15 protein-coding genes are annotated in these 12,459 nt (G+C 48.2%); 14 read left to right on the top strand and 1 reads right to left on the bottom strand.

Annotation, left to right across the window (positions count from 1 at the left end; genetic code table 11):
- Positions 1 to 139: 139 nt before the first annotated feature.
- Positions 140 to 697 carry an elongation factor P gene (gene efp / locus JNUCC31_RS03405; protein WP_024631007.1) on the top strand — a complete coding sequence of 186 codons (558 nt, stop codon included), beginning with the start codon at positions 140 to 142 and terminating at the stop codon, positions 695 to 697.
- 191 nt (positions 698 to 888) lie between these two features.
- Positions 889 to 2,142 (top strand): aspartate kinase, encoded by a 1,254-nt coding sequence (locus tag JNUCC31_RS03400; protein WP_192268548.1) that lies wholly within the window; start codon positions 889 to 891, stop codon positions 2,140 to 2,142.
- Between the two features lie 82 nt (positions 2,143 to 2,224).
- Here JNUCC31_RS03400 and JNUCC31_RS03395 read toward each other — a convergent pair whose 3' ends face one another.
- Entirely contained in the window at positions 2,225 to 2,974 is a 750-nt protein-coding gene (locus JNUCC31_RS03395) for a 2-phosphosulfolactate phosphatase (protein ID WP_192268547.1), read from the bottom strand.
- A gap of 274 nt (positions 2,975 to 3,248) precedes the next feature.
- On the opposite strand from JNUCC31_RS03395, the gene spoIIIAA reads away from it, so the two are divergent.
- The 12 genes from spoIIIAA (at position 3,249) to amaP (ending at position 12,447) form a co-directional block, all read left to right on the top strand.
- The gene (gene spoIIIAA, locus JNUCC31_RS03390; RefSeq protein WP_192268546.1) at positions 3,249 to 4,253 is read left to right on the top strand and encodes a stage III sporulation protein AA; all 1,005 of its coding nucleotides are present in this window, start codon (positions 3,249 to 3,251) and stop codon (positions 4,251 to 4,253) included.
- Positions 4,246 to 4,764, top strand: coding sequence for a stage III sporulation protein SpoIIIAB (spoIIIAB, locus tag JNUCC31_RS03385; protein WP_192268545.1), 519 nt, complete (start codon positions 4,246 to 4,248; stop codon positions 4,762 to 4,764). The genes spoIIIAA and spoIIIAB overlap by 8 nt, the downstream gene beginning before the upstream one ends.
- 29 nt (positions 4,765 to 4,793) lie before the next feature.
- Entirely contained in the window at positions 4,794 to 4,997 is a 204-nt protein-coding gene (spoIIIAC, locus tag JNUCC31_RS03380; protein WP_017687585.1) for a stage III sporulation protein AC, read from the top strand.
- 32 nt (positions 4,998 to 5,029) lie between these two features.
- Positions 5,030 to 5,419: a stage III sporulation protein AD gene (spoIIIAD, locus tag JNUCC31_RS03375; protein WP_192268544.1), complete on the top strand. Its 390-nt coding sequence runs from the start codon at positions 5,030 to 5,032 to the stop codon at positions 5,417 to 5,419.
- Between the two features lie 72 nt (positions 5,420 to 5,491).
- Positions 5,492 to 6,634: a stage III sporulation protein AE gene (gene spoIIIAE / locus JNUCC31_RS03370; RefSeq protein WP_416234421.1), complete on the top strand. Its 1,143-nt coding sequence runs from the start codon at positions 5,492 to 5,494 to the stop codon at positions 6,632 to 6,634.
- 31 nt (positions 6,635 to 6,665) lie between these two features.
- A complete protein-coding gene (gene spoIIIAF / locus JNUCC31_RS03365; RefSeq protein WP_192268541.1) occupies positions 6,666 to 7,544 on the top strand; it encodes a stage III sporulation protein AF in 879 nt (292 codons plus the stop codon).
- Positions 7,545 to 7,559: 15 nt separating this feature from the next.
- Complete coding sequence (gene spoIIIAG, locus JNUCC31_RS03360) at positions 7,560 to 8,198, top strand: stage III sporulation protein AG (RefSeq protein ID WP_192268538.1); 639 nt, start codon at positions 7,560 to 7,562, stop codon at positions 8,196 to 8,198.
- Between the two features lie 84 nt (positions 8,199 to 8,282).
- Complete coding sequence (locus JNUCC31_RS03355) at positions 8,283 to 9,122, top strand: SpoIIIAH-like family protein (protein ID WP_192268536.1); 840 nt, start codon at positions 8,283 to 8,285, stop codon at positions 9,120 to 9,122.
- Between the two features lie 139 nt (positions 9,123 to 9,261).
- Positions 9,262 to 9,726: an acetyl-CoA carboxylase biotin carboxyl carrier protein gene (gene accB / locus JNUCC31_RS03350; RefSeq protein ID WP_063565765.1), complete on the top strand. Its 465-nt coding sequence runs from the start codon at positions 9,262 to 9,264 to the stop codon at positions 9,724 to 9,726.
- A gap of 55 nt (positions 9,727 to 9,781) precedes the next feature.
- Complete coding sequence (gene accC, locus JNUCC31_RS03345; protein WP_099858204.1) at positions 9,782 to 11,125, top strand: acetyl-CoA carboxylase biotin carboxylase subunit; 1,344 nt, start codon at positions 9,782 to 9,784, stop codon at positions 11,123 to 11,125.
- Positions 11,126 to 11,349: 224 nt separating this feature from the next.
- Positions 11,350 to 11,760 carry an Asp23/Gls24 family envelope stress response protein gene (locus JNUCC31_RS03340; protein ID WP_192268533.1) on the top strand — a complete coding sequence of 137 codons (411 nt, stop codon included), beginning with the start codon at positions 11,350 to 11,352 and terminating at the stop codon, positions 11,758 to 11,760.
- Between the two features lie 147 nt (positions 11,761 to 11,907).
- A complete protein-coding gene (gene amaP / locus JNUCC31_RS03335; protein WP_192268531.1) occupies positions 11,908 to 12,447 on the top strand; it encodes an alkaline shock response membrane anchor protein AmaP in 540 nt (179 codons plus the stop codon).
- Positions 12,448 to 12,459 lie beyond the last annotated feature (12 nt).

Raw genomic sequence — 12,459 nt, 5'->3', positions numbered from 1 at the left:
GACAACAGCGATCGGAGGAACGATCCGAGCCCGTAACGGTCACGTAGCACATGGTTGTCAATTCAGAAATGAACTCATCTATAAATTAACCAATCGTCTCATATCACCTACTTTTCAACCATATCAGGAGGGATTTTTTGTGATTTCAGTAAACGATTTTAAAACAGGCTTGACCGTACAAGTAGACAACGACATCTATACCGTACTTGATTTCCAACATGTTAAACCAGGTAAAGGTGCTGCCTTTGTACGTTCCAAACTGAAAAACCTGCGCAATGGTAACACCGTTGAGAAAACATTCCGTGCAGGTGAAACCATTGGCCGTGCCATCATCGAAAACCGTGGCGTTTCTTACCTCTATGCTAGTGGTACAGAGCACACGTTCATGGACAACGAAACATATGATCAGTTCACACTGACAAGCGACCAACTGGAGTGGGAATTGAACTTCCTCAAAGAGAACATGAACGTAAAAATCGTTAGCTACCAAGGTGAAATCCTCGGAATCGACTTGCCTACAAGCGTAGAGTTGAAAGTTATCGAAACAGAGCCAAGTGTAAAAGGTAACACGGCACAAGGCGCTACCAAAAACGCAAAAGTGGAAACAGGTCTCAACGTACAAGTGCCATTGTTCATCAACGAAGGCGACGTTCTGCTGATCGATACGCGTGAAGGTAAATACTCTTCTCGCGCGTAACGTTCACTTGATGTAAGTTAAATAAAGCATGAATTCAACCCTCTGCCATTCCTTTGGCAGAGGGTTTTTTCGAAAAAAGATTAGCCTATCAGACGCTTTCGTAATATACTGGGTTAAAGTCATTTTTCGGAGAGAATAATGACGATGGACATCAATTATGCATACTGCACAAGGTAGGGAGTGGATTTGCTTTGTCATTGTACGTCATGAAATTTGGGGGCAGCTCGGTCGGAGATACAGAGCGCATGAAGCGTGTAGCCGGACGTGTTGTAGAAAAAGCGGATGAAGGACATCAGTGTGTAGTCGTGGTTTCGGCCATGGGGGATACCACGGATGATCTGATTGATCAGGCGAAACAGCTGAACAGTGAACTGCCTGCACGTGAGATGGATATGCTGTTGACAACGGGAGAACAGATCTCGATTTCATTGTTATCCATGGCGATTCAGGCGCTGGGACGCAAAGCCATTTCATTTACAGGCTGGCAAGCGGGATTCCGGACGGAGCCGGTACACGGCAAAGCTCGGATTAACGATATTCATCCGCAGCGGGTGAATCAGGCGTTAGCTGAAGGTAATATCGTTATCGTTGCAGGTTTCCAGGGAATGACGGAAGACGGCGAGATTACGACACTTGGCCGTGGAGGTTCCGATACAACGGCAGTAGCCCTGGCAGCAGCCATCAAAGCGGACGCTTGCGAGATCTACACGGATGTGGACGGTATTTATTCCACGGATCCGCGAATTGTTAAGGTGGCACGCAAACTGAAGGAAATTTCGTACGACGAGATGCTGGAACTGGCCAACCTGGGAGCAGCGGTATTGCATCCGCGTGCAGTTGAATACGCGAAGCATTCCGGTGTGCCTTTGATTGTAAGATCCAGCTTTAACCATAATGAAGGAACGGTTGTGAAGGAGGAAGCAACAATGGAACAAGGCGTGGTAGTTAGTGGCATTGCCTATGACAAAAATGTGGCTCGCATCAGTATTTTGGGTGTGCCTGATGTACCGGGAGTTCTCGCCGAAGTATTTGGTGCCCTTGCATCAGAACAGCTGGATGTCGACATTATCGTACAGAGCGGTGTAATGGACGGCAAGGCTGACTTCTCGTTTTCTGTTGCGCTGTCTGACCGGGAGAACGCACTGCGTGTCATTGAAGCCCTTCACAGCCGCCTGCCTTACCGTGAAGTGACTTCCGAAGAGAACTTGGTTAAAGTATCGATCGTTGGCGCAGGTATGGTTAGCCATCCAGGCGTAGCTGCGAAGATGTTCCAAGTGATCTCGGGTGAAGGTGTGAGCATCAAGATGGTCAGCACTTCCGAGATCAAGGTATCTTGTGTTATCGATGGAGAGAAACTTCATGATGTAATCAAGGCGCTGCACACAGCGTATGACCTGGATACGGCAGAGCAGGCTGTGATTGGTGGACCGCAAGTTCGCAGATAAAAGCAGTAATATAGCCAGACATACCAAAGGTGTACTGAATCCCTTCAGGGGGGAAGCGGTACACCTTTTTGAGTTATTTGTATTACAACAACCGAAATACCCGCTCTTTACGTGATCCATTAAAAGGTTGCATTCGGTGCCCTTCCCCCATCTCGGGAACGCAGTCCAGCAAATCCAATTGTGTGCAGTAGGTTACATCATGCATCCTGCCCAGTTTCTCCAACCTTCGCCCACCAGCCGATACTCTAACCAAATCGGGCAATGTATCCTCGGCATGAATTGCAGCCTGATGGAGCGCCAAGCCCAGGTCATTCAACATGATGGGAAAAGGGGATTGTTGGTACAGCTCTTCGATAATGCTGCCTGCACATAAACCATCTTCCAGCGCGAACTCCCCCTGGTCTCCGGCACATAACAATAAGATATCCCTGCGAAGCTCGCACAGAACTGCCGCCACAGCCTTAACATTGAGAAACGAGCCTGCGAACACATATCTGGCCTTGGATGCTTTGATCAGGGCACGGGTACCATCTGTTGTAGTCAGAATAATGGTCTTACCCGCGATACTTGGAGTCATATATTCATAGGGGGAATTGCCCACCTCGAATCCTGTAATTTTTTTATCAAAACGCTCCCCGCCACGAATAGCATCCTTCACGTTCAATTGTTTCGCTTGAGGAACAGTCTCTACAGCGATTACATCTGCTGCATCGTAAGCCAGTGCCGTCACAATCGTACTGGTCGTTCGCAACACATCAATCACCACCACACATCGGCCCGCAATATCCATTTTTCGCACTTCATTCACATTGCCTACCACATCGACTCGCACTCCCCACAACTCCTTTCTGCATTTGGGGATAGGTGGTTCTCTTTCTTTATCCACAAATGGATAACACCTGTCTGCAAGCACTATATGCAATTGTACCTAGACGGGTGCCTAGACGGAGAACAAGGAGCTGATCTATGATTTTTTAACTCTCATCCCTATTCTGAAGAAAATGATAGATTTCAGCGTCATAAAATCAATGTACACACATAAACTTGAATATGAACAAGCACCAGAAACGCGATAAAACCGAATTCAAGGTTGGAGGGGCCTATTCATGATGGTGAACTGGAAGGATATCTTTCCGGAACCGATTCGAACCATTCTGGGAAGAATGCCGCCCGCTTTATTGGAAAAAGTGGAGGAAGTACGTATCCGTGAAGGAAGGCCACTGGAAATCAATGCAGGAGACACCTATCACTTCCTTACCCCTCAGGGCAGTCCGACAGCGAAGCCTGATGAAGCCTACATCCCCTTAAAAGAGGTAACTCACAGGCTGCTGGATCTGATCAGCAATCATTCGCTTTATACATTGGAAGAAGAGCTGCGCAAAGGGTTCATCACCATTCCCGGCGGTCATCGAATTGGGTTAGCTGGCCGGGCCGTGCTCAGCGGTGGTCGGGTGGAATACTTGCGCGATATCAATGGATTCAATATCAGGGTTGCGCGGGAGATACATGGAATCGCTGATCGGATCCTGCCCTATCTGCTGGACATGAAGAGTGGTCAGGTACTGCACACCTTAATTCTTTCGCCTCCCCAGCAAGGCAAGACCACATTGCTGCGGGATCTGGCGCGGCAGATCAGCAGTGGAACCAAACTTATGGGTGTCAGCGAGCTTGTTCAGGGTATACGTCCGCGGCTTAAGGTTGGCATCGTAGATGAGCGGTCGGAAATCGCCGGGAGTTACAAGGGAGTACCGGGATTCGATGTGGGACCCCGTACCGATGTCATGGACGGCTGTCCGAAGGCTGAGGGCATGATGATGATGTTGCGCTCCATGTCTCCCGATGTCCTGATTGTGGACGAGATCGGCCGTCCAGAGGATGCTGAGGCGGTAATGGAAGCACTCCATGCAGGTGTATCCGTCATCGCCACGGCACACGGTCGTGATTTGGCCGAGCTTTCTTCCAGACCTGCGCTCAGGACCCTGATTGTCGAGCAGATGTTTCAACGCTACGTACTACTGCAGCGGACGAGCCGGGGCATGACCTTTCGACTGGCTGATGGCAAAATGCGTGGCCTCCAGCAGACGGAAGTGGGAGGTGAGGCATTTGCTTAACATGCTCGGAGCCGTCATCATTCTGCTGGCCAGCACGCTCGCCGGATTCTACAAGGCAAGGCAATTTGCCTTGCGGCCCAGACAATTGCGTGAGTTAATTGCCGCTCTCCAGCGGCTGATGACCGAAATCAACTATGGGCTGACCCCTTTGCCTGATGCCATGGGAAAAATGGGGGCCCAGACGAAAGAGCCTGTTCGGACGTTATTTCTCCACGCAGCCAAGCAAATGGAACCCCCTCATGGCCACACTGCTCGTGAAAGTCTTCAGTCTGGCATTGAAGAGGCGTGGGGAAAATCAGCCATGAAGGCAGACGAGCGGGAGGTCATGCTGCAATTAAGTTTCAGCCTTGGCACCAGCGATCGTCAGGATCAGACCAAACACATCTCGCTAGCCATTCAGCAACTAATGCATGAGGAATCCCGTGCTCAGGCCGATCAAGTGAAATATGAACGAATGAGTCGCAGTCTCGGGATGCTTGTAGGAGCGTTAATCGTCATTCTGATCTTCTGAAATAGCCGGGATAGTGAGGTGCCAAGGTCATGAATTTAGAAGTGAACGCAATCTTTCAAATTGCGGGCATCGGAATCATTATTGCAATGATTCATACGGTGCTGAAACAAATGGGAAAGGAAGATATGGCTCACTGGGTGACCGTGATCGGATTTGTCGTTGTATTGTTCATGGTGGTTCGTATGTTGGACAGCCTGCTGCAAGAGATCAAATCGATATTTCTTTTTCAATGAAAACGGTCATGAAGCCGGGATGGTGGTGACCTGTGGAAATAATCCAAGTTGTAGGTCTGGCGCTCATCGCAACGGTTCTCATTCTAGTTATCAAGGAACAGAAGCCCATGTTCGCTTTTTTGATTGCTGCTGCTACCGGCATCGTGATCTTTATGATGCTGATTGGCAAGATCGGCGCAGTAATCGACGTACTGAAACGGCTTGCTGAAAATTCGGGCATGGAGAGCATTTATCTGAAAACCGTGCTGAAAATCATAGGCATAGCCTACATTGCTGAATTTGGTGCACAGATTGTCAGGGACGCAGGGCAGGAGAGCATTGCTTCCAAGATTGAGCTCGCCGGCAAGGTGCTGATTCTTGTCCTTGCCATACCGATCATCAGCATTATAATCGAAACCGTCATGAAGCTAATGCCGGTGTAGGAGGAGGAGGCGTGCGGACTTCATATGAAAATAATGCATAACAAGCCGCAGTGGCGCCTTGCCTTTGTGCTGATGCTGTGCTTTCTATTTGCGATCATGGGACAGGTCGCTGCCAGCTCCCCTTCTGATGAATGGATGCAGCAGCAGGCCGATCAGCTTCCCAAAGATCAGGTGGAAAAATATTGGGATCAACTTATGCAGCAATACGGAGGATTTTTCCCGGAAGGAAAGACGCCTTCCTTTATGGATATGTTAATTCCAGGCAATGAAGGATTCAGTCTGAAGTCAGTGTTCATAGCCATCGGAACCTTCATGCTGCATGAGATTTTATATAACGGCAAACTTCTGGTCACGATTGTGATGTTGAGCGTGCTAAGTATGATTCTGGAGACGCTCCAGACCGCTTTTGAGAAAAACAATATTAGCAAAATTGCCTATTCCATCTGTTACATGGTCATTATTATCATCGCCATAAACAGTTTCAGTGTGGCGATTGGATACGCCAAGGATGCGATTGCCGGCATGATTAACTTTATGATGGCCATGGTGCCCCTGCTCTTTACGCTGCTGGCATCAATGGGAAATGTTATCACCGTATCAGTCACTCATCCGCTCATCATTTTCATGATTCATCTGGTGGGTACGTTGATTCACATCCTGGTGTTCCCACTGTTGTTTTTCTCGGCTGTATTGCATCTCGTCAGTTCCTTGTCTGACAAGTACAAGCTGACTCAGCTAGCAGACTTGTTACGCAACATTAGTGTGGCTCTACTCGGTATATTACTAACGATGTTCCTAGGCGTAATTTCAGTGCAGGGTGCATCAGGCTCCGTAGCAGATGGAGTTAGTCTGAAAGCGGCGAAGTACATCGCGGGAAACTTTGTCCCCATCGTGGGCAGAACGTTTGCGGATGCAACTGATACAGTCATCACGGCTTCACTGCTGGTCAAAAATGCAATCGGTCTAACCGGTGTCATCATTATCTTGTTTCTATGCGCTTTTCCAGCGCTTAAAATCCTGACCCTTGCCCTCATATACAACATTACAGGCGCTATAATGCAGCCTTTGGGTGAAACGCCAATTGTAGGTTGCCTGCAGGCGATTGGCAAAAGCATGCTTTACGTATTTGCAGCACTGGCAGCTGTGGGACTGATGTTTTTTCTGGCCATCACGATCCTGCTAACTGCCGGTAATCTGACGGTCATGATGCGATGAGGGGATTGTTCGAGAGAAAGGGGCTGGAAGGATGGGGTGGCTGAGCAGCTGGCTCCGGGAATTGATCATGATCGTTCTGTTGGCGACCTTTGTGGATATGCTATTGCCCAACCGATCCATGGAACGCTATGTCAAGCTTGTGCTGAGCCTTCTTATCCTGCTAACCCTTTTATCCCCAATAACAAAGCTCCTCCGAAGTGACCCCGTTGCCGAGCTGAAGCGAGCGATGACAGCCATGGACTCACCGTCGGATGGAAGTGCAACACTGGAACAGATCCTGGCTCAGGGCAGGAAGCTGCAGTCGAACGAACAGGAACAATCCTTGCAATGGACAGCCAGAGAACTGGCTAATGTGATGAAGGGGCAAATTGAAGAAACAACCGGGGAGCGAGTACAGTCCGTCGAGGTGAAGCTTGTCATGGATACAACCAAACCGGAGAAGGATCTGGCATCCTCCGTGGAATTGCCCGCAATCCAGTATGTTTTGGTGGAGATGGCAGGAGAGACAGCAGCCGGGAAAGCCGGCTCCAACACAGGTTCATTGGAGGAAGCGGCAAGTACCGATCCATTATTCGGCGCTGACTCCGAATCCGAACCTGCTAAATCGAATACAGCACAAGAGCCAATCCAGATCGGTCAGATTGAAGTGCCTGATGTACAGATTAAGGTGGATAATGGCGGCAATGATGACAGCAGCGTGGACAACGGAAATCCTGGAGGCTCTCCAAATCGACAGGAAGCTCACTCCACACCAGTTTTGGGTGATCAGTCAGAGACAAACCCTCAGCAAGAACAAACGTCCTCCCGATCAGAGCGAGCAGTACAAATTATTACGCTATTGACTGAGAAGTGGGATGTTGATGCGAGCAAAGTACAGGTGAGGGAAAAGAAAAGCGCTTCGGCGCTGTGAAAAGGAGGGTGTCCGATGAGGCAATGGCTCAAAAAGATGGAAAGCTGGCTTGGCGGCGGAGAAGGTGGACAACGGCGAAGTCAAACCTTTCGCTGGCTTATTATCCTCGGCTTGATCGGAGTAGGGATCATGCTGTTTAATTCCTTCGTCAATGTCAAAAAGATTGATTCCGAAAATATCGGTCGCGAACCTCCTGATCCGACTACATCCATGGCAACCATCCAGACGGATGCAACGGATCAGAATCCTTTTCAGGCGATAGAGATCGCGTTTGAAGACAAAATCAAGGGCGTACTGGAAAATATCGTCGGCGTGGGAACCGTTGATGTCATGGTTACTGTCGATTCTACAGAGGAGCTTGTTGTGCAGCGTAATGTGAAGGATTCGCAGCAGCTGACCGAAGAAACAGATGCTAACGGGGGAAAGCGGCATATGACGCAATATACCCGTGATGGCGAAATTATTACGTATGAAATATCAGGGGATCAGACCCCCATTGTCACCAAGAAGCTCAAACCGCAAATCCGGGGAGTGCTTGTCGTCGCCAGAGGCGCAGAGAACAAGGTTGTGAAGGACCTGATTACAGATGCTGTCGAAAAAGGACTGAATGTGGCGGCCTACCGAATCTCGGTTGTTCCGCGCAAGCAGGATTAATTCGGAATATTGAAACTCAGTATTCAATTCTTGTACAAGATTTAATTCACATAAGAATGAAGCTAATTCGAGGAGGAAGTTCTAATGAATAACAAACGTCAAACGGTATGGCTCGTATCCATGCTGAGTCTGATGGTCATTTTGTCCGCTTATTACTTGTTCACTGAAGATTCGGGTCCGGTTAATACGCCAGTAGCTGACAGCACGCAGGTGGATGGGATGAAGCAGGGAGAAGCGAAGGAAACGACTGGAATCCTTGATCCGACAGAAGGTCTGGTTGTGAATGAAGTGGTGAATGGCGGTGAAGTTACAGGGACTGAAGGAGAGCAGGCAGCAACTGAATCGGTTGATAATCCTGCGGTTGTAGACGGTAAAGAAGCCGGAGAAACCGAGAAATCCCCTGCTGCAGATTCGGGAGAGAAACAAGGTGAAGCAGGAAAAGGCAGTGAGAAGGGCTCTGACAAAGGCGCAGCAACCAGTCCTGAGGCAAGTGGCGGAACTGACGGCAGCGTGACGAAAACCGATGAAGAAGTCCTTAAGGAAATGGAGGAGCAAAATACAGCAGCCTCTGCGAGCAGCCAGTTCCAGAATTATCAATGGCAGCGTGAAGAAAGCAACAATCGCAAATATGAGGAACTGATGACCGTTGCAGGTGATCTGAGCAAAACACCAGAGGAAAATGCAAAAGCAACAGAACAGCTCCGCACACTGGAAGAAAAAGAAGCCAAAATCAATGGCATTGAAGAAACTCTTTCACAGCAGTTTGCCAATGCCATCGTTCAAGAGGATGCCGACAAGTATAAAGTTGTTGTTCTCAGTGACAAACTGGATGTAAAACAGGCGGTTTCCATTGTGGATCTGGTCATGAAAGAATTGGCAGTAACGCAAAATAAAATCAGCGTTCAATACGTAACAGAACAGTAATCCGATTCATGGAAAAGTAGCCCCGAGAGCTGGTTCAGTTCTCGGGCTCTTTCCATTTTTAACGATTATGATATAATACATAAAGCCATATGACCGTCCTAGTGAGACTGGCATGATGCCGAAGGAGTGAATAATGGAAATGTTTAAATTGAGTGAGATCAAAGAGCTGATCAAACTGGTAGATGAAAGTTCCGTTCAAGAGTTGGAAATTGAAAATGAAGGATCACGGTTGTCGATTCGCAAACCGGGTAAAACCGAGTATGTTCAGGCAGCTGCTATTCAACCGCAAATGATTGCTGCACCACAGGTGCAACCGGCTGCAGTTGTAGCTGAGGCTGCTCCGCAAGTCGATACTACAAGTCATTTACATAAAATTGTATCTCCGATGGTGGGTACTTTTTACAGAGCTTCCTCGCCGGAAGCTGGTCCTTTTGTAAGCGCTGGTGATAAAGTTGTTGAGAAAACAACGGTATGTATCATTGAGGCGATGAAGCTGATGAACGAGCTTGATGCTGACATCAAGGGAGAAATCGTTGAAGTGCTGGTTGAGAACGGACAGCTGGTTGAGTATGGACAACCCCTGTTCCTGGTGAAACCGGAATAACGGTTACAGCCGCATTACGGCAACTGCATGAGCTTCGAAGGAGGACAATAACGAAATGAAATTTCAAAAAATACTGATTGCGAACCGTGGCGAAATTGCGGTACGTATTATTCGTGCCTGTCGTGAAATCGGCATTTCGACGGTAGCAGTCTATTCGGAAGCGGATAAAGACTCCCTGCATGTTCGTCTTGCAGATGAAGCATATTGTATCGGGCCTACACTTTCGAAAGACAGTTATCTAAACTTCACAAACCTGATGAGTGTAGCTACACTGACGGAATGTGATGCGATCCACCCAGGCTACGGATTCCTGGCAGAGAACGCTGATTTTGCAGAAATCTGTGGTTCCTGCAATATTACGTTCATCGGCCCATCTCCGGAAGCCATTACCAAAATGGGTGACAAGGCTGTTGCCAAACAAACGATGAAGGATGCAGGTGTACCTGTCATTCCGGGATCCGACGGTTTGGTTGAAAATATGAATGAAGCCATTATGATTGCTAGAGATATTGGATATCCTGTCATTATCAAAGCTACCGCTGGTGGTGGAGGTAAAGGGATTCGTATTGCTGAAGATGAAGAAACGCTGATCAAGCAAATAACAGCTGCCCAGCAGGAAGCACAGAAAGCTTTTGGCAACGCCGGAGTATATCTGGAGAAATTCCTGACAGGCATGAAGCACGTGGAGATTCAGATCATTGCAGACAAGCATGGAAATGCAGTGCATCTGGGCGAGCGTGATTGTTCCGTTCAGCGTCGACGTCAAAAGCTAGTGGAAGAAGCGCCTTGTCCTATCATCTCTGAAGATGTGCGTACATTGATGGGAGAAGCCGCAGTACGGGCGGCGCTTGCCGTGGATTACTCGGGAGCAGGTACACTTGAGTTCTTGCTCAGCCCTAACGGTGAATTCTATTTCATGGAAATGAATACACGTATTCAGGTTGAACACCCTGTAACAGAGATGGTTACAGGAGTGGATTTGATCCGTGAAATGATTTCGGTAGCTGAAGGCAATCCACTTTCTTTCCGTCAGGAAGATGTTGTGATTAATGGCTGGTCCATTGAGTGCCGTATCAACGCAGAAGATCCTGACCGTAACTTTATGCCGTCACCAGGCAAAATTGGTTTCTACCTTGCACCAGGAGGACCGGGTGTACGTGTAGATAGTGCAGCTTATCCAGGTTACACGATCTCTCCTTATTACGACTCCATGATCGCTAAATTAATCGTATGGGGAGCAAACCGGGAAGAGGCCATCGCAAAGATGAAGCGTGCATTGGCTGAGTTTGCGATTGAAGGCATCTCCACAACGATTCCTTTTCATCAGAAATTGCTGGATCATCCAACGTTTGTTCGGGGTGACTTTGATATCAAATTTCTTGAGGAAAATGAGATTTAAAAGGCATATTGGGCTTGTTTGTCATAATGTAGCCCAAATGATATAGTATGTAATAATAAGAGCGCATGTCTCCTGCAGAGGATAAGCCGTCACGTATGCGGATGAAGGTTGCAGGGGTTCCGGTAAAGCCGGACCGGAAGGGTATCTGAAGGTCAATCGATCTGAATGCCAGCGCCCTGACGGATGGCCGCAAACTTATTTCGCGAAAGGTGTGTTGAACAGTTATGAGTACATTGCCGACAGAATTTGAACGAACGGATATCGGTGAAATCCAGATCGCACCTGAAGTTATTGAAGTGATCGCTGGACTGGCTACAGTCGAAGTGAAAGGTGTTGCAGGCATGAGCGGCGGATTCGCTGGTGGATTTGCTGAATTGCTTGGTCGCAAAAATCTTTCCAAAGGCGTGAAGGTTGAAGTGGGTCAACGTGAAGCAGCGGTGGATGTTTCCGTTATTATTGAATATGGTTACCGTCTGCCACAGGTGGCTACCGAAATTCAACAGAACGTGAAGCGCTCCATCGAGAACATGACAGGATTGAATGTGAATGAAGTTAATGTGCACATTCATGACGTTCAGTTCAAGAGCGCCGAGAAAGTGGAAGAAATCGATCTGAACAGTCAGCGCGTTAAATAAAAGAAGACAGATTCCCCCGGCATCACTGCCGGGGTTTATCCTGTCTTGGACAGGCCTTTGGGGCAGTGGAAGCGTGCACTTGAGGATCACCCTTTTGCGTATGGGCAGGTTAAGCAATGTTAGTGAGCAAGGGAGGCTGTGCAGTTCGTGGCTAAAATACTGGATCGGCTTCTGTTGTTTATATACAGCATAAGCGTTGGAGCAATATCGGCAGCAGTTATACTTCTTATCAGTGGTGTGCTGCCTTACGAATTGAATTACCAGCAGGAACAAAACGTCATTATTGCGGCAGTTGTTGCAGCAGCGATTTTGTTTATTCTGAGTTTGCGATTTTTCTACATTTCGGTTCGGCGTGATCGTGCTTCGTTGCCATCTGTGGACCAACGTACCGAGTACGGGGATGTACAGATTTCAATGGAGACGATTGAGAATCTCTGTCTCAAAGCGACTTCCCGTTTCCGGGGAGTGCGTGATGTCAAAGCACGTATTCGTGTAGTCGAATCGGGACTGGAGATTATGATTCGCGCGGTAGTGGATGGGGAGTCGCCAATTCCTGCGCTGACATCCGATCTGCAGAAGGCAATACATGATCATGTACAGGAGATTACGGGTATCCCGGTTTCTTTTGTTACCGTATATATTGCCAATGTTACCCAGTCACCTAACTACAAGAGTCGAGTGGAATGAGGTGAGTTTCAC

The organism is Paenibacillus sp. JNUCC-31 (assembly GCF_014844075.1).
In the GTDB taxonomy this organism is placed as follows: Bacteria; Bacillota; Bacilli; order Paenibacillales; family Paenibacillaceae; genus Paenibacillus.
The sequence above is the reverse complement of the archived record's forward strand: the minus strand, read 5'-3'. Positions and strand labels throughout refer to the sequence as shown.

Coding starts and splice junctions, on each gene's coding strand:
- spoIIIAE (WP_416234421.1), top strand. CDS start 5,492: ATGCTGTGCTTTCTATTTGCGATCATGGGACAGGTCGCTGCCAGCTCC.
- spoIIIAC (WP_017687585.1), top strand. CDS start 4,794: ATGAATTTAGAAGTGAACGCAATCTTTCAAATTGCGGGCATCGGAATC.
- spoIIIAG (WP_192268538.1), top strand. CDS start 7,560: ATGAGGCAATGGCTCAAAAAGATGGAAAGCTGGCTTGGCGGCGGAGAA.
- spoIIIAA (WP_192268546.1), top strand. CDS start 3,249: ATGATGGTGAACTGGAAGGATATCTTTCCGGAACCGATTCGAACCATT.
- accB (WP_063565765.1), top strand. CDS start 9,262: ATGTTTAAATTGAGTGAGATCAAAGAGCTGATCAAACTGGTAGATGAA.
- JNUCC31_RS03355 (WP_192268536.1), top strand. CDS start 8,283: ATGAATAACAAACGTCAAACGGTATGGCTCGTATCCATGCTGAGTCTG.
- spoIIIAF (WP_192268541.1), top strand. CDS start 6,666: ATGGGGTGGCTGAGCAGCTGGCTCCGGGAATTGATCATGATCGTTCTG.
- JNUCC31_RS03340 (WP_192268533.1), top strand. CDS start 11,350: ATGAGTACATTGCCGACAGAATTTGAACGAACGGATATCGGTGAAATC.
- accC (WP_099858204.1), top strand. CDS start 9,782: ATGAAATTTCAAAAAATACTGATTGCGAACCGTGGCGAAATTGCGGTA.